Genomic DNA, 25310 nt, shown 5'->3' with positions numbered 1-25310 from the left:
AGTCCGTCAGCCCATCACGTCGTCGGCGCCGGGGATGAGTCGGTGCTCGAACGGCGGGTTGACGGCTCCCCAGCGTAGGCACTCCCAGCCGCCATCAGCTGAGGGCAACAGTTCGACGGTCTCGGTGTTGGCCAAGTGGTTGTTGGCTGCGAACAGTCCGGGGACACCGGCAAGCTGAGCGGCGACAAGACGGATCGCAGCACCATGACTCACCACGACGATGTCGCCGCCGTCTCGTGAGCCTTCGAGAAATTCTTCGCGCAGCGCATTGACGACGGGGACGTACCGTTCCAGGACGTCGTATCCCGTTTCACCGCCGGGAATGCGAGCGCCGAGGGTGCCGGTGTGCCAGTGATGGAACGTCTCCATGAACAGTCGGTGCGCGGCCTCGTCGGTGCGATCCTCGAGGTCACCGGCCTGGACCTCGTGCAGTCCGTCCCGCACATCCAGGGATACACCGGCGGCCTGCTCCACAAAACCTGCTGTCTGCCGGGCACGCAAAGCCAAGGACGATACGAGCGCCAGAGGAGGAGCCGAAGCCAGGCCGATGCCCAACGTCTCGGCCTGCGCCAACCCTTCCGGCGTGAGCTTTGCTCCGGGCAGAGCGGTGTCGAGACGTTTGGCGACATTCGCCTCCGTCTGACCGTGCCGAACGAGGATGAGCCTTCCGGTCATCGTTCTCCCCCTCCATGCTTGAGTTCGTCGATCCACCGAATCGCTTCTTCGTCCGAAGGAGGTTGTGGCCCGGTCGAATTCGCTGTCGCCCACGACCCCAGGAAGCGGACTCCGGATTTCCGATGCAGTGCACGCATCGCCTCGGCCACCAGCGAGTCCTCGACGTGTCCGACGCAGTCCACGAAGAACCGGTACGTACCCAATTCCGTTCGCATCGGACGTGATTCGATCCGAGTCAGATCGATGCCGCGAGCGGCGAATTCGGAGAGTGCGCGCACCAGGGAGCCTGGAGCGTTGTCGAGGTGAAGCACCAGCGCGGTGCGATCGGCACCGGTCCGTTCGGGAACCGGAGCCGGCTTGGTGACCAGCACGAAGCGTGTACGGGCGCCGCCCACATCGGCGACGTTGTCCGCCAGGCTGTCGAGTCCGAGCATCTGACCGGCCAAAGCCGTGGAGACACCGGCATCGACCGTTCCGGCCTGCACGTCCAGCGCCGCACCGGCGTTGGACGAGGCCAACACCACCTCGGCCTGGGGCAGGTTCTCGGAGATCCAACCGCGGACCTGTGCGCCCGCATGCGGATAGGCCCCGATCGTGCGGACCTGGTCGGCGGTGGTCCCGGCGCGAACCAGGATGGAGAAACTCACGTCCAGATCGGTTTCGGCAACGATCTGCAGGGGCGAACCGAGAGCGAGTGAATCGAGCGTCGGCGCTACGCCGCCTTCCACCGAGTTCTCGAAGGGAACTACGGCCCCGTCCACGGAACCGTCGCGAACCATGTCGAGAGTCGCCGGCGGACTGCCGGCCGGTACTCGCTCGACGGTTTCGCCGAACGCGCCCTCAGCCTCCAACTGGGCGAGAGCTATCTCCGTGAAGGTTCCCGACGGACCGAAATACGCGATTCTTGGCACGCCTAAAAGATTACGCATCGACCCACGCCGGTCACTGCAAACCCGCGGCACGCAGAGCCGTTTCCACCGCAGGCAGATCCGCGACCTCGATCGTGAGCAGCACCTCGCGCATCGCGGACGCGGCTTCCGGGATCAGCGCGGCGAGTTTTTCGGGCTTCGGATCGACTATCGCGGCGCGCACGTCGTCGCCGCGTAGTGCAGCGACGGTGCCACACAGTAGGGCGATCACCTCGTCACCGTCGGCTGCGCGGGCTACGAAACCGACGGACTCGTGCGCGAGTACCGCCAGGAAATCAGCCACTTCGGTGGGCGCGAGACCGGCGGCGAGTCCGGGGATCCGTCCACCTTCACACAGGCGCAGCGCCGCTTCGGCGGGTGTCAGATCCTCTTCGCCGCCGTCGACGTACACCGCGAGCGGAGCGGGCAGACGTAGCGCGATCGCGTCGTCGATCTGGTCGGTGGTGACGTCGACGTCGAAACGGACGGCCTCGTACGACGCATCCGTGTCCGCGCGCAGTTCTTCCGGATCGATATCGAGGCGGACGACAACCCGGCCTGCTGCTTCGCCACCGATCAGCGCCGACGCCGGAACGACCGGGAGAAAGAGTGCTTCGAGGAGTCCGCGCGAGTTTCTCGGGGCGGGCAGCCCGAGTGAAAGAGGAATGGCCACAGACAAACCGTAACCCCGGCGCAGGCGGCGGATTCCACGCGAGTTGCGCAAAAGTCTTGCGATTCACACCGAAGCACCTTAGGTTAGGGTTACCTCATCATCCGATGGAGTTCGAGAGAACACCCGCCAAGGGGGCAGCATGGCAACGAAGACCAGCACCGGCCCGTCCACCGCCGAACGCGTCCGCAGCGCCTGTGTGCGCGCACAGGACGCAGTTCTCGCCATCGAAGGCAGCGATCCCACCGTCACGTCGGTGCATCACCTGCGTTCGAACGGTGACGTCGTCGTTGCAGTCCCACATGCCTCCGCAGCTGCTGCCCTGGCCTGGAACTCCGGCGGCGGCGGACTGCCTGCCGTCCTCGAGATCACCGATCACGCACCACTGCGTCTGCGTGAGCCCGTGCGCTCCCTCGTGTGGCTTCGCGGCTCGTTACACGCCGTGCCCGACTACGAGGCACGCGTTCTCGCCGACGACGTCGCATCCGAACACCCCCATCCGGGGCTCCTCGACATCGGCCACACCTCGGTCCTCCTTCGCCTGAGCCTGGCCTCGGCCGTTGTCGCCGACTCGACAGGGGCAGAGCCCGTCGCCGTGGACGAACTGCTGAACGCCAGCCCCGATCCCTTCTGGGAGATGGAGACGGCGTGGCTGCAGCATCTCGACGAAGACCACCGCGATCTCGTGGACCTGCTCGTGCGCAAGCTTCCCCCGTACATGCGCACCGGACGCGTTCGCCCACTCGGCATCGACCGCTACGGACTGCGCCTGCGGGTCGAGGATCACACCGGTGACCGCGACGTGTGGATGCCGTTCGCCAACCCCGTCGACGACGCTCCCGCGCTGAGCCGTGCCATCCGAATGCTTGTCGGGTGCCCTTTCCTCAACGGCCTCCGATCGGGTGGCGCTGCAAACGGCTAGCGTTGCGCGGGTGAATGCCCGCGAAACCGTCCGCACCTGGTTACGGCCGCCGTCTCCCGTTCGAACGGACCCGGAACTAGATCCCGCCGCCAGGCGCGGAATCCGGATCGAGATCACTATCGTTCTGCTGGTCACCTTCGGGCTCAGCGGATTGTCCGGGATCCTTTCGCTCGCTGAATCCTTGGCGACGCCGGTTGCGCTCTCGGATCAGACGGTTGCACTCAACCCGTCGCGGGCCGCCATCGACTGGATCGACCTGGCGCGCCAATTACTGGGCGTCGCAAAGCTTCTCGCGTGGGCAGCGCTGGGACTCTATCTACTGTGGCGTTCGGGGATCGGTCCGCGTGCTGCGGGCCTGACTCCCAAGCCTCGATTCGGGCGCGACATCGCTCCGGGATTCGGCCTCGCCGCTGTGATCGGCCTCCCCGGCCTCCTGTTCTACCTCGTCGCTCAGGCACTGAGCATCAACCTCACCGTCCAGGCCAGCGCGCTCGACGACCACTGGTGGCGGGTTCCGATCCTCGTACTGTCCGCAATCGCGAACTCGGGCGCCGAAGAGGTACTGGTCGTCGCCTACCTGATCACTCGCCTCCGGACACTCGGCTGGAGTGAGAACAAGTCACTGCTCGCGTCCTCGCTCCTGCGCGGTAGTTATCACCTCTACCAAGGGTTCGGCGGCGGTGTGGGAAACGTGATCATGGGGCTCGTGTTCGGTCGATACTGGCAGCGCACCGGCAAGCTGTGGCCGCTGATCATCGCCCACGCGCTCATCGACATGGTGGCGTTCATCGGTTACGCCCTCCTGCGCGATCACGTCTCCTGGCTGCCGTGACCGGTACCGTGAACTGGTGACCGGCGACTCCGAATATCCTCAGCGCCCTCCGCGGCGCCAGCCGCCAGGGCCACCTCCGCGGCGCCAGCCGCCCCCGCGTGGACCGATGCCACCCCGTCAGGGCCCACCCCCGCAGCGGCGCCCACCGATGCCGCCGGAAGGGCCGACGGTCATTCGCCGCGACGGACGTCCACCGCAGCAGAATCCGGCCAATCAGGCCTGGTCACAGGTCCCACCAGAAGCGCCGCAGCAACCCAGGCGTGAGGACTGGGCGCCGACCCAACGCCCGCAGCCGTTCCAGGACGACCCCCGCAGGCAGGGGCCGCCGCGTCAGGATCCGCAACGCCAGGCGAAGTACGCACCCGCGCCGCCGCGCCGAACCCCGCCGAACGCCCCGCCGCGCCCTCCTGAACCCCCGAAGCAGCGACGCCCACGCAAGCGTCGTAGCTGGGGTAAACGTATCGGCATCACGTTGTTGGTCTTGCTGCTCGCGCTGGCCGGCGCGGTCTATTACGTCGACAGTTCGCTCAATCGAATCGACGCGCTGCCCGACTACGCGGGACGCGTCGCCGATACTCCAGGCACGAACTGGCTGATCGTCGGCTCCGACAGTCGTGAGGGACTCACACCCGAGCAGGAGCAAGCGCTTGCGACAGGTGGTGACACCGGCCCCAAGCGCACTGACACGGTCATCTTGGTCCACGTTCCCAAGAGCGGGAAGACGACGATGGTCAGCATCCCTCGCGATTCGTACGTTCCGATTCCCGGCTACGGCTCGGACAAGATCAACGCCGCCTTCGCTTTCGGTGGTGCCCCCTTGCTGGTGCAGACCGTCGAGGAGGCAACCGGACTTCGCATCGACCACTATGCCGAGATCGGATTCAGCGGGTTCGCCGGCATCGTCGACGCCGTCGGTGGCGTCAATGTATGCCTGACGCAGGCGATCGACGATCCGCTGGCTGGGATCAACCTCCCCGCTGGATGCCAGGACTTGAAGGGTTCGGATGCACTCGGGTTCGTGCGGACCCGAGCAACCGCGCTCGCCGACCTCGACCGCATGAACAACCAGCGCCAGTTCATGTCGGCGTTGCTGTCGAAGGCGACGAGTCCGAGTACGTTCCTCAATCCGTTCCGGTTGTGGCCGCTCGTCTCCGATACGGCCAAGTCCCTGCAGGTCGACGAGGGCGATCACATCTGGAATCTGGCCTCACTCGCCTGGGCGCTTCGCGGCGGGATGACCACCACGACGGTTCCGGTCGCCGGTTTCGAGGACGTGGACGGGTCGGGCAACGTGTTGTTGTGGGACAAGGCACGCGCTTCGCAGTTCTTCGACGCCCTGGCCAACGATCAGCAGATTCCGCAGGATCTGATCACCACGGGGTGATCGCCCTGAGTTTCGGTAGTACCCCGGGAGGACAGGCCGAGCGAACAAATCGCTTTCCGGCAGGACGCGGAACGGCCGGCGGAAAAATACCGTGAAGGTATGAACACAGCACACCGCCGATTCCGCACTGCCGCCGTCATCGCCGCCTCGGCCGGAGCGGCTTTACTGGCCACGTCCTGCTCGGGCACCTTCGACAAGTTCGACGAGTCGAAGGCATACAAGAAAACCGAAACCTTCTCTTTTGCACAAGCATCCAGCGGAATCGACACACTGCCGAGTTGGGTTCCCGCCGGCGCGACGGGTATCGACGAGGTCATCCGCACCACCGGCAACGAACGCATCCTGCGAATGACTGCGAACATCACAGAGATAGATCACAACAGCTGCATCGCACGACCCACCGTCGAAACTCGTCCGGCATCGCTGTCCGCACAGTGGTGGCCGACGGGGGTCGAGAAGGGCAGTTCTTTCCAGTGCGGCGACTGGTACGTCGGCGAAAAGGACTCGTTCGTCTACGGATACCGGCCGGAAACTCTCGACTTCATCATCGATCAGCTCGACAACAAGTAGCTCCCTGTCCGTGCCGCCGACCCAGTAATCTGTTGGGATGACACAGGCGAAGAACTCGAGCGAATTCACCACTCTGCTGCGTCAGCAGATCCGTAACGAGTTCACTGCATCGCAGCAGTACATCGCGGTAGCGGTGTACTTCGATGCACACGATCTTCCGCAGATGGCCGCGCGCTTCTACAGCCAGGCCACCGAGGAACGCGGTCACGCGATGATGATGATCCAGTACCTGCTCGACAACGACCTCGACGTGGACGTACCGGGTGTCGACGACGTCGTGACGAAGTTCGACAGTGTCCGGGCTCCGGTCGAATTGGCACTCGAGCAGGAGAAGACGGTCACCGAGCAGATCACGCAGTTGGCGCGCACCGCGCGCGATACCGGCGACTACCTGGGCGAGCAGTTCATGCAGTGGTTCCTCAAGGAGCAGGTCGAGGAAGTTGCAAGCATGACAACACTTCTCACCATCGTCGACCGTGCCGGCGACAACCTCTTCCACCTCGAAACGTTTGTCGCACGCGAGATGAACACACCGGCAGCTGCCGACGCAATGGCGCCGACACCCGCCGGCGGCGGCGTCTGAGGGCCACCGGCCTACCGAGTCTCCGGCCGCTCGGCGGCGCTCAGTGATCTGAGGAAGTTGTTGTATGCCTCCAGATCACTGTCGCCGTCGATCTCGGCGCGGCGGTCCTGGGCGGCATTCATCCGTTTGTCGTCCCGGTTCCAGCGCATCGCGAAGATCACGACCACCACCAGCGCGACGGGCTCACCGTACGACCACGCAAGGGCACCGGCCAACTGCTGGTCCTGCATCACGTCCACGCCCCACTCGGGAGGCGGATTCACGAACGTGGTCAGCAGCGGCTTTGTCGCCATCATGAGGACGACTCCGATGAACACGTGCAGCGGCATCTCCACGAAAAGGTCGAAACACCGGCCGAGATAGCTTTGCCGCACCGGCAGTGGTCCGGTGGCGAGCACGGGCATGATGAAGAGCAGACCGCTGGCGAGAAAGAAGATTTCGAGAAAGACGTGTCCGGCCGGCAATCCCGAGACGGCGTCGAAGATCGGCGACAGGTAGATCCCGTAGTAGCTGAACAGAAAGACCGGGATCGTGAACCCGGGGTGCAACATCCACCGTGCCGGACGGCTGCGCAATGCCGACAGTGCAAGCGCCAGAACATTTCTCCCGGGACCTCGATGCGACGTCGAACGCAGTAGCAGCAGTCCTGGCGAGCCCAGCACCCACAGCGGCGGGATCGCCATCGAGAGCGTCAAATGTTGGAACATCCAGACACTGAAGAGTTCGTTCCCGTAACTTTCGACCTTCGAACCGGTCACGGCGATCAACAGCAAGCATCCGGCCAGAAAACATGCAGTTCGATACCAGGGCCATAGGCGTCCCCGCGCACGCACACGGTGCATTGACCACCAATACCAAAGCGCCAGAAAAGCTCCCAGTAGAACAAGAGGTGACAGGGACGAGGAGTCCCAGGTCAACATCTGTCCGATCGACGGCGGCGCCAGACCGTTCACCTCCGATTCACGGGCGAACCCTCCTTCGAATCCTTTCGGGTACCGTCGACTCTACACCTAAATACTATGTTGGATAGTATTTAAGTATTCGACGGAAGGTCAAGGTACACAGCAGTGTCCAGAAGCATGAAGATATCCGCCGCCCTGATCGCGTTGTTCGCGGTAGCACTGATCACGTTCATCACCGTCGATCCGATCAGGGCGGACAACGAGAGCACCGATCGGGCAGCACAATCCACCGCCGTCCTGACCGACGACGCGTACCGATTGACCTCGGCCGCTGACGACAAAGTGAATCTTGTCGAGTTCCTCGACTTCGAATGTGAGGCCTGCCTCGCGCTGTACCCGACGATGGAGCGAATCAGAGCCGAGTACGAGGATCGAATCACATTCGGCATCAGATACTTTCCGATTCCGAGTCACACCAACAGCACTCTCGCGGCGCGGGTCGTCGAATCCGCATCTCGCCAGGGCAAGTTCGTCGAGATGTATCAACGGATGTACGAGACTCAGTCGCAGTGGGGTGAATCCGCCGAATCGCAGGAGGCACTGTTTCGCTCCTACGCACAAGATCTCGGCCTGGACATGGCCCGATTCGAATCCGACCTCAGCAGCCGCGGCGTCCGCGAGCGGGTCGAGCGCGACTTCAACGAGGGCAAACGCCTTGGCGTCCAGGGCACCCCGACGCTGTTCCTCAACGACGTGAAGCTGGCCCAGATGCCGAGCTACGAAGATCTGAAAGCCCAGATCGACTCAGCCTTGGAGCAATGATCAGGTCAGAACAGCGCAGATACCGGCGGAGACGGCCACCGTCACGGCTGCGGCAACGGCCGTCGTGATGGCCGCCGGCACGCACGCCGCGACCGCGCAGGTCAGTCGCCGAGGCGACGCCACGTCGCCGTCGACCAGGGAACGCAATCGCACTGCGGTCGCGCCGCCGCGATCGCCCAAACTCCAGTCCGGCTGAGGAAGCGGCGATTTCGACACCACGGCAAGGGCGGAACGCACTGCAGCCGGGCTGGTGACGCGAGCGGCGTGCCGGTCCGCCGACAGTTCCACGATCGCGCCGACGGCAGCAGGTGCCGCCGCGAACAACGGCACTCCCGGCAGAACAGCGGCCAAGACTTCACAGGCACCGACGATTCGGTGATGACCGCCGCTCAGGTGCGCACGCTCGTGCGCGAGGACCGCGTCACGCTCGCGCCCGGTAAGAGCGGATGACAAGCCTTGTGTCGCAACAACAAATCCAGGATTTCCGGCGACACTGTAGGCCATCGGCAGCGGATGATCCAACCACAACACGTCGGACTCCGAGTTGTCGCGGCGCGCGACGATCGAGAGAACATCACGATGGAAATCTCGGACTCTCGCGTGCTCACGTGCCTGTTTGCGGCCGGCCAGCACGATCCGAACAGCGATCAAACCCACCACACCAACGGCTGTACCGGTGATCAGTTCACCCACCCATGAACTCGTGCCGTGCGCGAAGGCGCTGAAACACCGAGCGATACCGTCGACCAGCCCCTCGACCGGCGCGTGGCTCGGCCACACCAGAACCAAGACCGCGGAGAGAGCGAGATACAGAGCCGACGCCATACTGCCGAGCCACGCCGCGAGCAGCACCGTCGGTGACAACGTCGAGGAAACGGCCCGTAACGCTCTCGGAACCAAAAATCCGACGAATACCGCACCGAGAAGCATCGGCAAGGCCAGTGTCATTGCGCACCTTCCCCGGAAAGTCCTCGGCGCAGGGCTTCGTTCTCAGCGTCCGTCATTGTCTTCGCGAAGTGCAACAGCACGGCAGCGGAATCGGAACTGCTGTCCAACAATTCGCGCAGTGCCCTGGATGTGGCCTCTTCACGGCTGCGACTCGGCCGATAGAAGTAGGCGCGACTCTTCTTCTCACGACTCACCCAGCCCTTGTCGTAGAGATGAGTCACGACGGTCAGGATGGTGGTGTACGCGAGTTGTCGACGCTCACCCAGGATCTCGACCAGATCCTTGACCGAGAGCGCGTCGTCGGACTGCCAGAGCACATCCATGACCTCGGCTTCGAGTCCGCCCAGCCCCTGCATTGCTCCTCCATCGCGTCGTGACAGAACTTCAGCCGCTCGCGGCCTTCTCCCCGAACGACACGCCCCGGGAATTCAGATACGCGAGCGGATCAGTCTTCTGCCCGTCAGATTGCCACACCTCGTAGTGCAGGTGCGGTCCCGTCGATTGTCCACGATTGCCGACGGTCGCGATCAGTTCACCCGCCCGCACCTTCTGACCGGCAACCACGAGCGCCTCGTTGATGTGCCCGTAGACGCCGACGGTCCCGTCGTCCTGCTGGATGCGGACCCAGAGCCCGAATCCCGCGGCGGGACCGGATTCGATCACAACACCGTCGGTCGCCGAGACGATGGGCGTACCGATCGAGTTTGCGATGTCGAGACCGTAATGGGTTGTTCCCCAGCGTGGACCGAAGTTGGACGTCATCGTCCCGCTGACGGGGGCCATCACCCGCGGCTTTTCTGCCTCGTACGCCAACGCCGCCCGTTCGGCTTCGAGTTGCCTCGTTTTACCGAGTTGTTCGGCTATCCCGGCAAGATCCGTCGTCCGAACAAGGTCGAGTATCTCCGGCACCGACACCAGCGCTGGACCTTCCGCTGCAACTGGAAGCGGCGATGCGTGCCCGATGGAAGTGCCGGACGCCAGGATTGCGCCCGTCGCCACGGAAACCGCTGCCATGCGCCCGCCGGGTCTGATCGGCTCGGATTTTCGATGTCTTCCCACTTCTCGGTCCTCGCGTCGATGACAAATGAAGGTCTACGCCGCCACCTTACAACTATGTTGCATAGTTTTTAAGACATGCACTATTGCGCATATATGCATATGTGTCTAGGCTGACGTCGACGAAAGGACCTTCGATGTCACACGGACACGGGCACGGAATCTCTCCCGCCGAGGCTGCGACCAGCAACAGCGGCAAGCATGTCAACAAACTGTGGATCGCCGCCGGCCTCGGGTTGGTGACGTTCGTGCTGCAGGTGACGGTCGGCTTCTTCACCTCGTCACTGGCGCTGCTTTCGGACTCGGCGCACGTGTTCACCGACATCTTCGGCATCTTCATGGCGCTCGCCGCGATCCTCGTCGCACAGCGTGCAGCTCGGCGTCCGGATCGCACTTTCGGTATGTACCGCACGGAAGTGTTTGCGGCACTGGCCAATGCGATCCTGCTCTTCGCAGTCGCCGGGTGGGTGCTCTACGAGGCTGCCAGCCGATTCTCGGATCCGCCCGAGGTTCCAGGCCTCCCCGTCGCGATAGTCGCCGTCGTCGGTTTGGCGATGAACGTCATCGCCTTCCTGATGCTCCGCAGCGGCGCGAAGGAAAGCATCAACATCCGCGGCGCCTACCTCGAAGTCATGGCGGACATGATCGGGTCCATCGGCGTCCTCGTCAGCGGCTTGGTCACGCTCGCTTTCGGTTGGCGCTACGCCGACCCCGTCATCGGCGTCGCCATCGGCCTTTTCGTCTTGCCGCGCGCCTTCAACCTGGGCCGCCATGCCGTCCGCATCTTGCTCCAGCAGGCTCCCGATCGCATCGACGTCACCTCGATACTCGAGAAGATCAACACACTCCCGGGAGTCGTCGACGCGCACGATCTGCACGTCTGGACACTCACCTCGGGGATGGAAGTTGCTTCCGTTCACGTCACCGCGGCCAGTGACGCCGATCCCACTACGGTGCTCGCGGCCACCCAAACCTTGCTGGCCGAGGTATTTGAACTGGAGCACGCCACCGTGCAGGTGGAACTCCAGGGAAGTGACGGTAAATGCACGGAACTCGCCTGGTGAAAAGGACATTCCTAAATGAAACATTCGCTTTCGGGCCAATGGATAACCGCACCGAATTCGAAAAGAAATTAGGTCTTCTTTAGTTTGGGAACGCTTACCACAATAAGGTCAGACTGGGATGACAGGGCCTCTGACCTGCACTATCTTGGAATTCATGACTTCTGGGGAGACTCACATGACCAAATTCCACGCACTACTCCGAGACCAGATTCGCAACGAGTTCAACGCTTCGCATCAGTACATCGCGACAGCGGTTTACTTCGACAATGCGGACCTGCCACAGCTGGCAAAGCACTTCTACAAGCAGGCTGTGGAAGAGCGTAACCACGCCATGATGATCGTTCAGTATTTCCTCGATCGCGACATCAACGTCGAACTCACCGGCGTCGACGCCGCGAAGGCCGACTTCAAGGATGCCCGTGAGCCCATCGCTCTCGCGCTGACGCAGGAGAAGACGGTCACCGAGCAGATCGTCCAGCTCGCGAGCACTGCCCGCGAAGAAGGCGACTACCTCGGCGAGCAGTTCATGCAGTGGTTCCTCAAGGAGCAGGTCGAGGAAGTTGCCAGCATGACAACACTTCTCACCATCGCGGACCGCGCAGGCGCCAACCTGTTCGACCTCGAAGACTTCGTGTCCCGCGAGATGAGCACCGTCGGTGACACCACCGGTGCGCCGAACGCAGCAGGCGGAACCATCTAGCCTGCAGCACTCACGGATTTTGCCCTCGAGCCGAACGGTTCGCTTCCTGCCAGCAGGATCGAACTGATCAGCTCGGGGGCATCTGTCATCGGTACGTGCCCCAGTCCGGGCAAAACCATCAACTTCGCCTGCGGGAACGGCTTTTTCACGCGCTGCGCTTGGTACACGGGCAGAATGAGATCGCGTCGACCCCACGCAACCGTCACCGGCACAGTGGGATCCACGATGGGCGGCAACACGAAGTCCATCTCGAGACCGAGATCTACGAGTTCGTTGGACACGAGCGAACGGCAGTCTGCCAACGCCGCCGCATAACCGACATGACTCGGATGAGCGAAGAACGCGGCGAGCGCCGGATAGCGAATCAGCTTGTACCGCAATGCACGTGGCAGACCATCGCCCATGAGCTTGGCCGTGCCGCGCAGTGCACGGAACGTGTTGATCGCCCGCACCTGATCGAGGTGATTGACAAAGAACCCGGCCGGCGAAAGAGCTGTCGCCGACGCGACGTCTCCGCGCGCGGCCAGCGAGAGTGCAATCCATCCGCCGAGTGAGTTACCGGCGACGTGGGCGCGCTCCCCCGCCGGAGTCACTTCCTTGACGAACTCACTGACGTCGTCGATCAGCTGTCCCATGACGTCCGGACCGAGTTCGGGCAGCAGGGACTCTCCGTGACCTGGCAGGTCGACCGTGACCACACGGCGATACGGCGTCAGCTGGTCCAAAAGCGAATCCCACGCCTGCCGTCGATGGACGATGCCATGGACGAGCACAAGCGTGGGACCGCTACCGGAGATGTCGTGCGACAAAGTCATGCCGCCAACATTAACCGTAACTTTGCGTAACGCCTATAGTTCTGGCGAAAAAATCAGCGCAGCGTGACCTGGCGTCCGCGCAGGCCGTCGCGCGAGCGCAACTCGGCCGAGTTCAGCGGAGCATCGACAGCCAGAGCCTCGGCAAGACGCTCACCGAGCTCGACGGTTGCCGCTACCCACTCGTTTGCATGCTTTTCGCGGTCGAGGTCGAAGACGGGGACCAACAGGCCGTGGGTGCGGAACGAGCCTGCGTAGCGCGAGCCCTCACCCAGGTGCAGTCCACCGGTCGCGTGCACGCGCGCCAACGCGAGCATCAGGTCGTCTTCGCTCTCGGGGCGAACCCAACGCAGGTGTGCCTTCTCGCCGGCGTCGACCCACCACGCGGCAACGAGGCCGTCTCCTTCGAGGCGTGCAGAGGGCATGATCGCCGAGTTGGCGTGCTGCACGGTGGCGGCAACCTCAGGATCGGTTTCGACGCCTTCCGGAATCCACCAGTTGAAGTTCTGGTGCACGGTGATGTCGAGCAGAGCCGAGGGATCGACAACCTCGGTGACGGCGGGTGTCTCGGAATCGGGGTTCGCGGCAGAAAGCGCGTCGCCGGGGGCCGCGTCCTTGATCCAGTTCACCGAAGCGGCGAGGTCTGCGCCGAGGTCGGCAGAGTGCGCTTGAACCTGGACACCGACAAATCCGGTGGCCGTCTCGCCCTCGTCGCGGACGAGGGCGGCAACAGCGCCGGGGAGGACCGTCGCCAACGTGACGGGACGGTCGGAGCCGATGACCGGCAACGGAGCCGTGGCGGACGGAACGAATTCGCGCAGCGCGACCAGATCGCACTCGGCGGCAAGGCCCTCGAACGGGCGGTTCACTGCGCCGGCAGCGGCTTCACGCTCTGCTTGGCGTGCCGCCAGCTTCTCTGCGCGTGCGCTGCCCTGCTTCGGTCCACTGTTTCTTTTGCTCTTCTTGGCCACGAGGGCAAAATCTACACGCTGCCCAGCCATTGCTTCGTGCGCCCGGGATGGTTGGTGGCCACCCAACTGACCCCGAGCTCACGACACAGGTCCACATCCGCCTTGTCGTCGACGGTCCAGCAGTACGTCGCGCGACCCGCAGCGGCAGCCCGATCGACCAGATCCGGATGTTCGCGCAGCGCCTTGATCGACGGCCCGATCGCCGTGGCGCCGACAGCCGTCGACGCACCACCGCCGAGGTATCGCGACGCGTCACCGAGTAGGACCGTCGGCAGCAGCGGTGCCGAACGGCGCACTCGCCAGACCGCAGTAGCCGAGAAAGACATGACCACAGCGCGAGAGTGATCGGCCGACGGCGGTGACGCGATCCCGAAGCGGTGCAGTTCCGCGAGAAGTTTTGCTTCGACCAGGCCGCCGAACCGCACTGGGTGTTTGGTTTCGATGAACAGCTTCACCGGGCGCGCGAAATCCAGGGCGAGGGTGATGAGGTCGGAGAGAGTCAGCAGTTCGGCCGGTTCGCTCGTCGACCCGTAGTCCAGAGCGTTCAGCGAATCGAGCGTCATCTCGCTGACGATCCCGGTGCCGCTGGAGGTGCGGTCGACCTTGCGGTCGTGAACGCAGACCAGGTGCCCGTCGCGGGTGAGCCGGACGTCGCATTCGAGCCCGTCGGCACCCTCCTCGAGGGCGAGTTCGTAGGCGGCGAGGGTGTGCTCCGGCCGCGCAGCCGACGCACCTCGGTGCGCAACGACGAGTGGACCTCGACGATCTGGGCTCACAGGGCAGCGGTCTCCTTCTCGTCCAGCACCGTCTTCTCTTCCAGCACCGTCTTCTCTTCCAGCACCGAGCGCGGCACTGGCACCCATCGAGTTTCCGATTCGGGTTCGCCGCGCCAGCTCTTGCGCTCGATCCGTCGGATCACGACGAGCGTCAACGACGCGGTGACTGCTGCGACCAATGCGATGAAGGCGTTCAGCAGAACCCCGTCGGCCATTGCCTGAATCCCCGGGCGTGATCGCCAGTACGCGTTGACCACCAGCAGCAGAGCGCTGAATCCCCAGAAGCCCCACCAGATCTTCACCAGCAGAGTTCCGCGCGGATCGCGGCGGACCAACTCGAAGAGATAAACCGCCGGCATCACGAGGTTGAGGATCGGCACAGCGCAGCCGACGACCACTTCCGACGCTGTGCGCGGATCGGATTCCCCGGCACCTGCGAAGTGTTCACGACGCTGACGAAGCAGCCAGCACACACCGGCGACAGCCGCGAAGACCGAGATCAGCAGTCCACCCAACTGAGTGAAGTACACGGCGGCGTCGGAGACCGTGAGAAGCCACTGCGGGATCAGCGTGGTGCGGTTACGCACCAGGATCGCGTATCTGCCCAGTTCGGCGAACACAGCGAGTCCGTAGAGAATCGTCGCGAGTGTCAGCAACGGCCCGACTCGGTCGGCCATCCGGTCCGCTCGCGAGGGCGGCACCGGTGAGGTGTCGACGATGTCCTGGAGTCCCCACTGCGGGACGGCGTCGTAGCGCGGGGTGGTGAGGCTACGACGCACTGGTGCGTCCCCCACGCCGCGTGGGTCGGACGGTGAGCGCGCGATCCAGCGGAAGCCTCGACGGTTGGGTGGTTGGTAGATCTCGGTGCGGGTGGGGATCAGCAGGACGCCGCTGCAGCGCGGGCACCACTGCGTTGGGCCGCCGACGACAGGCCATCGTGCGGCGCACCGGGCGCAGACCTGAACGACACTCACAACTTCGATTCTGTCACGCCGTATCGGTAACGGCAGCAAATGGATTCACTCCCGATTTGTGATCGAACCTCCACCGCGTTCACCTGCATTGTTCGAATAATGTGACCTCCGCCACTTAAAAACTCGAGTTATCCACAGTTTCCACAGGTTCATCCACAGTTCTGGATGAATGAATCGGGCTTTATCCACAGGTCACGGGCAAGACCCTGAGAATTTGCTGACAGGTGTTAGCGAACGATGCACAGGCTCGAGGATGAATTTGACACCGCAGGTCAGTGAACTTTTGGGCGTCGGCGTCATTTATCCCGGCAAAGTTCACAATCCATTCAGAAATTGCTCCCGAAAAGACAGAAAAGACCGTTATCCCTTTTTTGCGGGAAGTCGGTTTTTGACACACCTGGAAGCATGACCGTCGATGACTTCTCCACAGCCCGAGCCAACTCTGACGTTCACCCCGAAACGGGTCGCGCAGCTCGCGTTCGTGTTGATCGGATGTCAGCTCGTCATTCGCGCCTGGGTTGCCGCGAGCAATTACTTCTACTGGGACGACCTCATCCTGATGGGCCGCGGAGGACGCTTCCCTCTCTTCTCGAGCGAACTCCTGCTCTACGACCACGACGGTCACTTCATGCCCGCGGCCTTCTTCTTCACCGGGTTGATCACCCGCATCGCGCCGTACAACTGGGCGCTGTCGGCAACGCTGCTCGTCATCGGCCAGGCCGCGGCGTCGTTGGCGCTTCTGCGCACTCTTCGGTTGGTCCTTGGTTGGCGACCGGCGCTGTTGATTCCGCTGATCCTGTATCTCTTCGTCCCGCTGACCCTTCCGTCGTTCTCGTGGTGGGCGGCCGCACTCAACGCCTTGCCGCTTCAGATCGCGCTTGCCTGGGCATGCGGCGACGCGATCAAGCTGTACCGCACCGGACATGTGCGCTACGTGTTCTCGGGCACCGCGGTTTTTGTCGTCTCTCTGCTGTTCTTCGAGAAGGCAGTGCTCGTTCCGTTCGTAGCACTCGCTTTTCTGGTGCTGTACTTGCGCACACAAGGTGAAGGAACGCCGATACGAAGTGCGGTCACGAAGTGCCGACGCCTGTGGACGGCCTGCGCCGCCGTGCTCGCGATCTGGATTCCGGTGTATCTGACAACTGTCGAATCTCCGATCACCGGCAACGGCCGTTCCATGTCCACCGAACTGCTGCATCACGGCACGTCTTTGGGGATGCTTCCCACCCTTCTCGGCGGCCCCTGGCGCTGGGAGCGGTGGATCCCCAGCCCCGCCTGGGCCGATCCGCCGACGGTCTTGGTGGCCGCGGCCTGGGCCGCGCTGCTGACGACGGTCGTGATGACCGTGCGTGCCCGACGCGGCGCTGCCTGGATCTGGGCCGCCGCGGCGCTGTACTTCCTGGCCTCTGTCGTGGCGATGACCGCTACCCGATCCGACGCCGACACCACGTACGAGTTGGCGCAGACCTTGCGTTACTTCACGGATTCGGCGACGGTGTTCGCCCTCGCCGCCGCTCTGATTCTCGCTGCACCTCGGCGGCGTCCGGCCCGGATACCCGTCGCAGTCGCCGCCGGCCTGTCGGCGCTCTTCGTGGTCAGTTCGCTCGTCTCGACCGTCACGTTCGTCGACATCTGGCGCGAGAACCCGACTCGCGACTACCTCGCCAACGCGCGAATATCGTTGTCACAGAATCAGGATGCTTCACTGCTCGAGCAACCCGTCGCGATCGAAGTGCTCCTTCCCGTCGCCTTTCCGAACAATTTGGCAAGCAATGTTCTCGCGCCACTGCCTGATCGCCCCGAATTTTCTTCCAGCACTCCGATTCTGCGCACCATCGACGACAGCGGACGGATTGTCGATGCCGAAGTGACCTGGACGAGAAGGATTCCCGAAGGAGCGGCACCGAACTGCGGCACCCGTGCCGAAGGCCCGACCGAGCTCCCCCTCGACGGCCCCCTGGCCGGCTGGGAATGGACGGTGCAGCTCAATTACCTCGCGAGCACCGACGGAACGATCGATGTCGCGTTGGAGTCCGGCGACGCAGTATCGGTACCCGTGACGCAGGGTTTGCACTCGGCATTCGTGCGCCTGGTCGGCCACGGAAACAGTGTGAAGATCACGCCGACAACGCCGGGACTGACGCTGTGTTTCGGCGCCGGACAAGTCGGTGCCGTCGTCCCGACCTCCGCAAAATAGTGGCAGAGTAGAAGTCATGGAGCTGCGTATATTCACCGAACCCCAGCAGGGCGCTACCTACGAACAACTACTGACTGTTGCCCAGACCGCCGAAAAACTCGGCTACGGCGCATTTTTCCGCTCGGACCACTATCTCGCCATGAATTCCGACGGCCTTCCCGGACCCACCGACGCGTGGATCACGCTCGCCGGAATCGCCCGCGAAACATCCACCATCCGCCTCGGCACTCTGGTGACGTCGGCTACGTTCCGTCACGCCGGACCGCTGGCCATCTCGGTCGCACAGGTCGATCAGATGAGTGGTGGCCGCGTAGACCTCGGCATCGGTGCCGGCTGGTACGAGGAAGAGCACCAGGCGTACGGCATCCCGTTCCCGGCGCTCAAGGATCGCTTCGAACTGCTCGAGGAAACTCTCGACGTAGTGACCGGCCTGTGGCGTACGCCGGTCGGCGACACGTTCGACTACGACGGTAAGCACGTGCAGATCAAGAACTCTCCCGCGCTTCCCAAACCGCACCAGGTCGACGGTCCGCCGATCCTGATCGGTGGCACGGGCAAGAAGAAGACTCCGGCGCTCGCCGCTCGGTTCGCGAACGAGTTCAACATCCCGTTCAAGTCCCTCGCGGAAACGAAGGACATCTTTGCGCGGGTTCGTCAGGCTTGCATCGACATCGAGCGCGATCCGAACGAATTGGTGTACTCCAACGCTCTCGTCCTGTGCTGCGGCCGCGACGAGGCGGAGATCAAGAAGCGCGCCGAAGCGATCGGACGCGACGTGGACGAGCTACGTGAGAACGGTCTGGCCGGAACACCTTCGGAGCTGGTCGACAAGATCGGCACTTTCGCCGAGGCCGGTTCACAGCGCGTGTACCTGCAGACTCTCGATCTGGCCGATCTGGATCATCTCGAACTCGTCGCAAGCGAGGTCATGCCCCAACTGCAGTGAGGAAAGGTCCGGGATCTACAGCGCGTTCGCGTCGAGGAACGCGCGTAGGTCTCGGTCCCACTGGGCCGAGCGGGAACGATCGAGAAAGACCCGCACCAGCATGAACGCGATGACCAATAGGGACATCACGCTGAACCAGGTGAAAACCCCGGTCACCACGGCTGCGACGTCGGCAGCACTCTGTGTGATCGGAGCTACGGTCTTGTCGCCGTGATCGTTGACGTAGATGGGGACCTCGGTGCCGACGGGCGTCGCCGAGTCGACAGTGACATCACCCGTGTGAACCTCACCGTTCCAGTTCCATTGCGCGCTGGCCATTTCGGTGGTCGGTGCAATGTAATCGGCTGTCGAGGGGGTGGTCTGCGTCGAGTCTGCAGTCGTCGTCGCCGAAATGCTGTGTAGTTCGGCGGATTGTTTGGCGATCAGTGCGTTCTGGCTCGAAGCCGTCGCAGCCCCTGCCCATACCGCGAGAGGCAGCAGAAGAATCGCGAAAATGATCAGACCGAAGGACATGAATCCTTCGATCCGATCACTGCGGCGAACCATCGGATCGTGGCCTACATGAATGGTGCGTCGGAGCAGCGACGCAGTTCCTCGCGTACTACCTGACATTATTAGCTCAGTTCTCTCGACGACACACTCTTACATCGAGATTCCCTTTGTTTCGATCTAGTTGCAAGTGTTAACGAGCTGAATCACATGTGTCCTCCAACACCTGTCCAGTTATTCACTCGGCGGAAGGATGTCCGTCTGCGCCGGAACCTGATCCTGACGGAGCAATCCGACCGGGCAACTGACGCCGGTGGCATGCACCGGGCAGTAGCCGCCGGGGTTCTTCGCCAAATACTGCTGGTGGTAATCCTCCGCGTAGAAGAAGTCGCGCAGCGGACCGATTTCGGTGGTGATCGCGCCGTATCCGGCTTCGGCAAGTCGTTCACCGAAAGCGACGGCCGACGCATGAGCGATTTCTTCCTGCTCGGCGGACGTCGTGAAGATCGCCGAACGGTACTGCGAGCCCTGGTCGTTACCCTGACGCATCCCCTGCGTCGGATCGTGGTTCTCCCAGAAGTGCGCCAGGATCTGCTCGTAGGAGATCACTGCGGGATCGAAGACCACCAGCACCACTTCGGTGTGACCCGTACGTCCGGAGCACGTTTCTTCGTACGTCGGGTTGGGGGTGAAGCCTCCCGCATAACCCGCAGCGGTTGTGTACACACCGGGAAGCTGCCAGAACTCCTTCTCGGCGCCCCAGAAACAACCCATCCCGACGACGACGGTCTGCAGTTCGGCCGGAAACGGCGGCGTCAACGGATGCCCGTTGACGTAGTGCGCGGTAGGTACCGGCATTTTCTGCTCTCGCCCGGGCAGGGCGTCCTCAGGCGCGATCAGCGTGGATTTTGCGGACGCTCGTCCCAGAATGTCGTCGTACCAGCTCATGCTTCGATGCTACGCGTGAGCGGCTGTTTCGCCACGCCGTGACCGCGCGGGCGCCGGGCAGCTCCACCCACCGGTAGCCGATTTCTGCTACCGCGGCCGTTGCCAGAAGGAACAGCGCGAACGCCAGCGTCGGTCCGACGTGCAAAACGGTGTTCTCGACAACGCGGTACAGGATCAGGGTGTGCACGAGATAGATGATGTAACTGCGCGTCGAAAGCCATTTCACGACCGACCAGCGCGTCGGGACACCGTCGTAGCGGCCGATGAGAACTACCGCTGCGGCGACTACCGAAATGGTCCACAGGTAGTGCTCGCCGGCCCAGTAGACGCGGAACTGGGTCGCCACGATGATGACGTGCATCTGAACGAGGACGGCAACGATCAGCCAGCGGCCGGGAGCGAGCTTGGCCCACGCGAGGTACATGATCTGACCGAGGAAGACAGCCGGCAGCGTCGCGGCGATCTTGGACAGCATCGGCACGGTGTACGGCAACGGCGCGTAGACGTTGTAGAGCAGCACCAGTGAGCACAGTGCTCCGCCGGCGAGCGGCATGACGATTGGACGCAGACGCAGTATCGGTCGAGCCGCGACGCAGGCGAGATAGAAGAGGAATTGGACGGTGAGCGTCCAGGTCACTCCGAGAACCGCTACCTCGGGCTTGAGAAAGAATCCGCCGAGAAAAAAGCTCATCAACGCTTCGGTATCGGAAATACCTTCCTGACCGCTGAACATTCCGTTGATTCCGAGGCGGACCAGAAGAATGGCAATCGCGGTTGCCACCCAGAATGCGGGCAGCAGGCGGCTGAATCGGTTGGTCAAGAACTTTCCGGGGCCGTCACGAATCGCGGACCGCGTCACCAGAGCGCCGGTCAGCATCATGAATACCGCGACGCCGACAAAAGAGAGGTGCTGGTTGAGTTCGGCAGGCTCGATCAGAACGCCGTAAACGACGTCGATCACCCACCAACCCGAGCCGAGATCGTCGATGACGTAAAAAGAAATGTGGGAGTAGATCACGGCGGCAACCGCCAGTGCTCGCAGCAGGTCAGCGCCCGGAAGGTTCACCCGAGGCGCGGCCGCCTCTGGAGATTCCGGGAGGAAAACTGGTGCGGGCATCGCGCAAGTTTAAGGTTCCGTTCACCTTTACGACGAATTTGCGCATATTAGCTTACCCTTAGATCCGACCAAGTTCGGTTAACCAAACTTTATTCTTTGGTGATTACTACCTGAGCCGGACTGTTGCGGACGGTGTACGAATGTTATTGGGTGGAAACCCGAAGAATGATTTGCACATACGCGAGTGACGTCACGCCGTGACCGGTGATCGACGCACTCTAAAGCACCAGGGCTCACCAGCCCGCAAAGAAGGGACCCTCGTGTCTGTTTACACGCTGCCGGAACTCCCCTACGACTACGCAGCCCTCGAGCCGCACATCTCGGGCAAGATCATGGAGCTGCATCACGACAAGCACCACGCGGCTTACGTTGCCGGCGCCAACGCTGCACTCGAGAAGCTGGCCGAGGCTCGTGAGAACGACACCATCGCAGCGCAGGCCAACCTGCTCGAGAAGAACCTGGCGTTCCACCTCGGTGGCCACACCAACCACACCGTTTTCTGGAACAACCTCAGCGCTGACGGTGGCGACAAGCCCGAAGGCGAGCTCGCCGCAGCGATCGACGACAACTTCGGTTCGTTCGATCTCTTCCGCGCTCACTTCTCCGCGAACGCCAACGCCATCCAGGGCTCCGGCTGGTCCATCCTCGCGTGGGACTCGATCGGACAGCGTCTGATCATCGTCCAGCTCTACGATCAGCAGGGCAACATCTCCATCGGCCTCACGCCGCTGCTGCTCCTCGACATGTGGGAGCACGCTTTCTACCTCGACTACCAGAACGTCAAGGGCGACTACGTCAAGGCATTCTGGAACATCGTCAACTGGAACGACGTTTCGGCTCGCTTCGACCGTGCACGTACCCAGACCGCAGGTCTGATCGTCTAGTCACAGCTCTTCTTGCGAACGGCGGCGCCTCACCAGGGGCGCCGCCGTTCGCGTCAGCAGAGCGCCACCGAGCAGGACCGTCGTGGCTCCGAAGACCAATGCCAGTGTGCGAGTTCCGGAGTCACCACTGTTCGCGCTGGTCTGATTCACGGCCACCGGATCCGACAGCACCGAGGTCAACTGAACCTGCTGCGGAGTGGTCATCGCCGGAATACCGGATTTTGCGCCGTCGAGGCCCGTGACCAATGACTTGGCGATCCCTTGCAGCGTCGTGAATCCCTGGGTGATCTGATCGGTCACGTCGCCGAGCATCTGCGGTGCCTGATCGGCGATGGGGATGAGTCCGTCGTTCAATTGCCCGGCAGCACTGCTCAGTTGATCGCTCGCGCCTTGCAGCTGCCCGACAGCGGTGCGGACTAGATCACCGAGCTCCGTATCGGGTCCGACCGAGCCACCCAACAGTGCCGGAACGGTGCCCAATTGCGCATTCAGCGCACCGAGATCCGAACTCACACCGGCCAGTTGCGCTGTCACGTCGGGCGGGATCGGAAGGCCGTTCAACGCAGTTTGCAACGTGTCGATCCGTGTCTTCAATTCCGCGGTCGACGACGACGCCTCCCCCAGCGTCAGGCCCAGTGAGTCAGCGCGCGTGGCCAGCTCTTCCGCCGACCCCGACGCCTGATCGACCACGCCGGATACCTGGTCCGCCACGCTCATCAACTCCAACGCTCCCGAGCGTGCGGTCTCGAGATACGGCAGCAGAGTGCCTGCGCCTGCCTTCACCTGATCGATGGACTTTCCGGCCTCGTTGGTGCCGGCGACCAGAATCTGTGCGGTGGTGAGGTTTTGATCGATCGAGCGCCGCGCGGCCGAAGTCTGAGCCAGCAAACCCTTGATTCCGTCCGCGCCGACCTGCGCCGATACGGCCCGGGTCAACTCGGCGGACTTCTCCGAGTCCGAGCCATTCACCGCCAGTTCGACACTGGCTTGGCGGGGATCAGTGCCGAACATCGACGCGACGGTTTCGCTGAAGTCTTCCGGCACCGTCAACGTCGCGAAGTAGTTCCCGCCGGGATTGTCGACCACCTGGAAGTCGAAGTCTTCGTTCTTGCCCAACGTGTCCACCAGGGTGTCGCCGGCCCGAAGTTCCTTGCCGTCGAGCGTGGTTCCCGCGTCGGCGTTCACGATCGCGACGGTGTTCGAGGAATCGGCACCGCCCGCGAAGATCACGAACCCGATCCCCGCCACCGCAGCCGCGACAATCGCGGCCACACCACCCACTGCCAGCCGTCGACCGAGGCGTGACGGCTGGCGGTGGGAGTTCTCGGTGGTGTTCTCGGCGCTCATGGGCGAGACGATAAAGCAACAACTTGTAGAAACACTGAGAAGTTCTAGGTGGGCGCCGGGGTCGGTTTCGCTTCTTCTTTCGGGTCTTCATCCGGTTCGGTTCGAGGACCACTGATCAGGATGTCCGCCCAGCGTGTGGCCGGGTCGATGTCGAGCAGGACGGCCTTCACCAGCAACGAGAGCGGAATCGCCAGCAATGCTCCGAGTGCTCCGAGAACCCACGCCCAGAAGACAAGCGAGAGGAAGGTCATCGTCACCGACAACCCGACGGCGTCGCCGACGAACTTGGGTTGGATGATGGACTGGATCACGAAGTTGATGACGGAGTAGACGACGATCACCCACAGCATCAGCCACGGCCCGCCCTGAAGGAGTCCCAGGAGCGCCGGTGGGATGACGCCGATGACAAACCCGATGTTGGGGATGTAGTTGGTGATGAAGGACAGTAGCGCCCACAGGACGGGCAGCTGAATGCCCATCAGCCACAGCGCACCACCGTCGAGTACCGCCACGATGAGGCCGAAGACCGTCGAGACGACCAGATATTTGCGAGTTCCGGCGGCAAAGGTGGAGAGCGCGTAGGAGATTTCGGGACGTTGCTCGGACAGCACATTCAACCGTGAGCGGATACTCATGCCGTCGAAAGCCATGAACAGCAACAGTGCGAGGATGAACACCAGATCCGACAGAATGCCGAGCAGACCCTCCAGCCCACTTTCGAGTACGCCCACGACCTTCGTGAGATCGATACTGCTGAGTGTGCTTTGGATCTGTTCGGTGCTGACTCCGAAGTCGGCCAACTTGTCGCGGCCCTCGTTGAGGAGGTTGGTCATCTCCTCGGAGTATTGAGGCAGGATTGTCGCCAACTGGGCCGTCGACACGATCAACGACGCCGCCAACCCGAGCAGAATCAGGTACACGGTGACCAGTGAGCCGAGCATCCCGACCCACTTAGGCCATCCTCGTCGCTGTGACCAATCCTGAATGGGCTGAACGGCAATCGTCAGCACGAGCGCCAGGAATACCGGTCCGAGGATGCCGCCGAACACCTTCATTCCGCCGACGGCAACCACGGTGGCCGCGAGACCGAGCAGGACGATCAGACCGCGCGGGATCGACCAGTTCGCACTACCGGAAAGCGTGGGGATCGGAGCGGGAGCCGCGGCGGCCGGCTTGCCCTTCTTAGAGAACACCGGCTTCCTTTGCCCGGCTTCTGATCTGGAATGCGCCCACGATCATGAAGAGGCCGAACAAGATTGCGTACCAACCCAACAACCAGATGAGGCTGATGATGCCTTCGCCTGGTGCGATCAGAAGGATGATGCCGAAGATGACCGCGAGCACCGACGCGGCGAGCAGCCATCCCCAACTGGATCCGGGCAGCGCTTTCATCTTGAAGGCGCCGACAATTCCGAAGATTCCGAACATGATGGCGTAGAAGGCAATTATGTACAGAAGTACCAGCGCCGTGATGCCTGGCCAGACCAGCGCGACGATACCGGCTCCCACCGAAACGACGCCGGTGAACGCCCACCATCCCCACGAACTCAGGTGTTCGCGGTCCCGGATGGCTCGAACGAGCGTGATCAAGCCGTCGACAATGGAGTAGATACCGAACAGGAAAACCAAGGCCACCACGGTAATTCCCGGCCACACGAGCGCGATGATTCCGAAGATCACGCCGAAGACTCCGCGGATCAGGATCATCCACCAGATCTCTTTGCCGTACTGCACGAACGGGTTCTGCGTGACCATCAGTAGCCTCCGAAGCAAGCGGGTGTCTCTGACCGATTCAACAGCTCTTCAAACAGGG

The 25310-nt window shown here is 62.8% G+C and carries 28 protein-coding genes; 11 read left to right on the top strand and 17 right to left on the bottom strand.

Annotated elements, in window-relative coordinates; genetic code table 11:
- Nucleotides 1–6: 6 nt before the first annotated feature.
- From QMA15_RS03815 to QMA15_RS03805, 3 genes are read right to left on the bottom strand one after another with little or no spacing between them, the layout of a single operon-like run.
- Complete coding sequence (locus tag QMA15_RS03815; RefSeq protein ID WP_279162922.1) at nucleotides 7–675, bottom strand: histidine phosphatase family protein; 669 nt, start codon at nucleotides 673–675, stop codon at nucleotides 7–9.
- A complete protein-coding gene (gene pheA / locus QMA15_RS03810) occupies nucleotides 672–1604 on the bottom strand; it encodes a prephenate dehydratase (RefSeq protein WP_021334641.1) in 933 nt (310 codons plus the stop codon). Before pheA ends, QMA15_RS03815 begins: the two co-directional genes overlap by 4 nt.
- Before the next feature lie 13 nt (nucleotides 1605–1617).
- Nucleotides 1618–2256, bottom strand: coding sequence for a hypothetical protein (locus QMA15_RS03805; protein ID WP_046377726.1), 639 nt, complete (start codon nucleotides 2254–2256; stop codon nucleotides 1618–1620).
- A gap of 139 nt (nucleotides 2257–2395) precedes the next feature.
- Here QMA15_RS03805 and QMA15_RS03800 point away from each other — a divergent pair, with 139 nt between their 5' ends.
- From QMA15_RS03800 to QMA15_RS03780, 5 genes are all read left to right on the top strand, one after another.
- A complete protein-coding gene (locus QMA15_RS03800) occupies nucleotides 2396–3175 on the top strand; it encodes a DUF2470 domain-containing protein (RefSeq protein WP_019746383.1) in 780 nt (259 codons plus the stop codon).
- 10 nt (nucleotides 3176–3185) lie between these two features.
- A complete protein-coding gene (locus tag QMA15_RS03795; RefSeq protein ID WP_020905746.1) occupies nucleotides 3186–4007 on the top strand; it encodes a type II CAAX endopeptidase family protein in 822 nt (273 codons plus the stop codon).
- A gap of 148 nt (nucleotides 4008–4155) precedes the next feature.
- Nucleotides 4156–5391 carry an LCP family protein gene (locus QMA15_RS03790; RefSeq protein WP_020968096.1) on the top strand — a complete coding sequence of 412 codons (1236 nt, stop codon included), beginning with the start codon at nucleotides 4156–4158 and terminating at the stop codon, nucleotides 5389–5391.
- 99 nt (nucleotides 5392–5490) lie between these two features.
- Entirely contained in the window at nucleotides 5491–5961 is a 471-nt protein-coding gene (locus QMA15_RS03785) for a hypothetical protein (RefSeq protein WP_029254187.1), read from the top strand.
- A 37-nt stretch (nucleotides 5962–5998) separates the two neighbouring features.
- Complete coding sequence (locus QMA15_RS03780) at nucleotides 5999–6544, top strand: ferritin (protein WP_020905744.1); 546 nt, start codon at nucleotides 5999–6001, stop codon at nucleotides 6542–6544.
- Nucleotides 6545–6555: 11 nt separating this feature from the next.
- On the opposite strand, the gene QMA15_RS03775 is transcribed toward QMA15_RS03780, so the two are convergent.
- Nucleotides 6556–7497, bottom strand: a complete 942-nt coding sequence (locus QMA15_RS03775; protein ID WP_279164408.1) for a cytochrome c oxidase assembly protein — start codon at nucleotides 7495–7497, stop codon at nucleotides 6556–6558.
- 126 nt (nucleotides 7498–7623) lie between these two features.
- Between QMA15_RS03775 and QMA15_RS03770 the strand changes: the two genes are divergently transcribed.
- A complete protein-coding gene (locus QMA15_RS03770) occupies nucleotides 7624–8268 on the top strand; it encodes a thioredoxin domain-containing protein (RefSeq protein ID WP_279164407.1) in 645 nt (214 codons plus the stop codon).
- Here QMA15_RS03770 and QMA15_RS03765 read toward each other — a convergent pair whose 3' ends face one another.
- The 3 genes from QMA15_RS03765 to QMA15_RS03755 are packed head-to-tail and all read right to left on the bottom strand — an operon-like array spanning nucleotide 8269 to nucleotide 10230.
- On the bottom strand, nucleotides 8269–9216 hold the full coding sequence (locus QMA15_RS03765; protein ID WP_290283698.1) for a M56 family metallopeptidase: 948 nt from the start codon (nucleotides 9214–9216) through the stop codon (nucleotides 8269–8271). It abuts the gene before it with no gap.
- Nucleotides 9213–9572: a BlaI/MecI/CopY family transcriptional regulator gene (locus tag QMA15_RS03760; protein WP_019746375.1), complete on the bottom strand. Its 360-nt coding sequence runs from the start codon at nucleotides 9570–9572 to the stop codon at nucleotides 9213–9215. Before QMA15_RS03760 ends, QMA15_RS03765 begins: the two co-directional genes overlap by 4 nt.
- A gap of 28 nt (nucleotides 9573–9600) precedes the next feature.
- Nucleotides 9601–10230: a M23 family metallopeptidase gene (locus QMA15_RS03755; protein ID WP_021342425.1), complete on the bottom strand. Its 630-nt coding sequence runs from the start codon at nucleotides 10228–10230 to the stop codon at nucleotides 9601–9603.
- A 179-nt stretch (nucleotides 10231–10409) separates the two neighbouring features.
- Here QMA15_RS03755 and QMA15_RS03750 point away from each other — a divergent pair, with 179 nt between their 5' ends.
- Nucleotides 10410–11336, top strand: coding sequence for a cation diffusion facilitator family transporter (locus QMA15_RS03750; protein WP_019746373.1), 927 nt, complete (start codon nucleotides 10410–10412; stop codon nucleotides 11334–11336).
- 154 nt (nucleotides 11337–11490) lie between these two features.
- Nucleotides 11491–12036, top strand: coding sequence for a ferritin (locus QMA15_RS03745; protein ID WP_024487904.1), 546 nt, complete (start codon nucleotides 11491–11493; stop codon nucleotides 12034–12036).
- On the opposite strand, the gene QMA15_RS03740 is transcribed toward QMA15_RS03745, so the two are convergent.
- Genes QMA15_RS03740 through QMA15_RS03725 form a run of 4 tightly spaced genes read right to left on the bottom strand, consistent with a single transcriptional unit; the run spans nucleotide 12033 to nucleotide 15569 of the window.
- Nucleotides 12033–12851 carry an alpha/beta fold hydrolase gene (locus QMA15_RS03740; RefSeq protein ID WP_003944129.1) on the bottom strand — a complete coding sequence of 273 codons (819 nt, stop codon included), beginning with the start codon at nucleotides 12849–12851 and terminating at the stop codon, nucleotides 12033–12035. The two genes, QMA15_RS03745 and QMA15_RS03740, sit on opposite strands and share 4 nt — an antisense overlap.
- 53 nt (nucleotides 12852–12904) lie before the next feature.
- A complete protein-coding gene (locus QMA15_RS03735) occupies nucleotides 12905–13819 on the bottom strand; it encodes a DUF5926 family protein (protein ID WP_024487903.1) in 915 nt (304 codons plus the stop codon).
- Nucleotides 13820–13830: 11 nt separating this feature from the next.
- The gene (locus QMA15_RS03730; RefSeq protein WP_019746370.1) at nucleotides 13831–14595 is read right to left on the bottom strand and encodes a glycerophosphodiester phosphodiesterase; all 765 of its coding nucleotides are present in this window, start codon (nucleotides 14593–14595) and stop codon (nucleotides 13831–13833) included.
- Nucleotides 14592–15569: a DUF4328 domain-containing protein gene (locus QMA15_RS03725; RefSeq protein WP_290283697.1), complete on the bottom strand. Its 978-nt coding sequence runs from the start codon at nucleotides 15567–15569 to the stop codon at nucleotides 14592–14594. The genes QMA15_RS03730 and QMA15_RS03725 overlap by 4 nt, the downstream gene beginning before the upstream one ends.
- A gap of 415 nt (nucleotides 15570–15984) precedes the next feature.
- On the opposite strand from QMA15_RS03725, the gene QMA15_RS03720 reads away from it, so the two are divergent.
- Complete coding sequence (locus QMA15_RS03720; RefSeq protein ID WP_020968086.1) at nucleotides 15985–17766, top strand: hypothetical protein; 1782 nt, start codon at nucleotides 15985–15987, stop codon at nucleotides 17764–17766.
- A 16-nt stretch (nucleotides 17767–17782) separates the two neighbouring features.
- Nucleotides 17783–18712: an LLM class F420-dependent oxidoreductase gene (locus QMA15_RS03715; protein WP_020905735.1), complete on the top strand. Its 930-nt coding sequence runs from the start codon at nucleotides 17783–17785 to the stop codon at nucleotides 18710–18712.
- A gap of 15 nt (nucleotides 18713–18727) precedes the next feature.
- Here the strand turns inward: QMA15_RS03715 and QMA15_RS03710 are convergent, their stop codons facing one another.
- From QMA15_RS03710 to QMA15_RS03700, 3 genes are all read right to left on the bottom strand, one after another.
- Nucleotides 18728–19324 carry a hypothetical protein gene (locus QMA15_RS03710; protein WP_223257952.1) on the bottom strand — a complete coding sequence of 199 codons (597 nt, stop codon included), beginning with the start codon at nucleotides 19322–19324 and terminating at the stop codon, nucleotides 18728–18730.
- 111 nt (nucleotides 19325–19435) lie between these two features.
- On the bottom strand, nucleotides 19436–20149 hold the full coding sequence (gene msrA, locus QMA15_RS03705; protein ID WP_020905733.1) for a peptide-methionine (S)-S-oxide reductase MsrA: 714 nt from the start codon (nucleotides 20147–20149) through the stop codon (nucleotides 19436–19438).
- Nucleotides 20088–21266, bottom strand: coding sequence for an acyltransferase (locus QMA15_RS03700; protein WP_166655136.1), 1179 nt, complete (start codon nucleotides 21264–21266; stop codon nucleotides 20088–20090). Before QMA15_RS03700 ends, msrA begins: the two co-directional genes overlap by 62 nt.
- A 260-nt stretch (nucleotides 21267–21526) precedes the next feature.
- On the opposite strand from QMA15_RS03700, the gene QMA15_RS03695 reads away from it, so the two are divergent.
- A complete protein-coding gene (locus QMA15_RS03695; protein ID WP_003944189.1) occupies nucleotides 21527–22150 on the top strand; it encodes a superoxide dismutase in 624 nt (207 codons plus the stop codon).
- On the opposite strand, the gene QMA15_RS03690 is transcribed toward QMA15_RS03695, so the two are convergent.
- Genes QMA15_RS03690 through QMA15_RS03680 form a run of 3 tightly spaced genes read right to left on the bottom strand, consistent with a single transcriptional unit; the run spans nucleotide 22151 to nucleotide 25252 of the window.
- The gene (locus QMA15_RS03690) at nucleotides 22151–23497 is read right to left on the bottom strand and encodes a hypothetical protein (protein ID WP_021342413.1); all 1347 of its coding nucleotides are present in this window, start codon (nucleotides 23495–23497) and stop codon (nucleotides 22151–22153) included.
- Nucleotides 23498–23541: 44 nt separating this feature from the next.
- A complete protein-coding gene (locus QMA15_RS03685) occupies nucleotides 23542–24690 on the bottom strand; it encodes an AI-2E family transporter (protein ID WP_020905730.1) in 1149 nt (382 codons plus the stop codon).
- Nucleotides 24680–25252 carry an HdeD family acid-resistance protein gene (locus QMA15_RS03680; RefSeq protein ID WP_290283695.1) on the bottom strand — a complete coding sequence of 191 codons (573 nt, stop codon included), beginning with the start codon at nucleotides 25250–25252 and terminating at the stop codon, nucleotides 24680–24682. The genes QMA15_RS03685 and QMA15_RS03680 overlap by 11 nt, the downstream gene beginning before the upstream one ends.
- Nucleotides 25253–25310: the final 58 nt, after the last annotated feature.

The organism is Rhodococcus sp. APC 3903 (assembly GCF_030407755.1).
Lineage (GTDB): Bacteria > Actinomycetota > Actinomycetes > Mycobacteriales > Mycobacteriaceae > Rhodococcus_F > Rhodococcus_F erythropolis.
The sequence above is the reverse complement of the archived record's forward strand: the minus strand, read 5'-3'. Positions and strand labels throughout refer to the sequence as shown.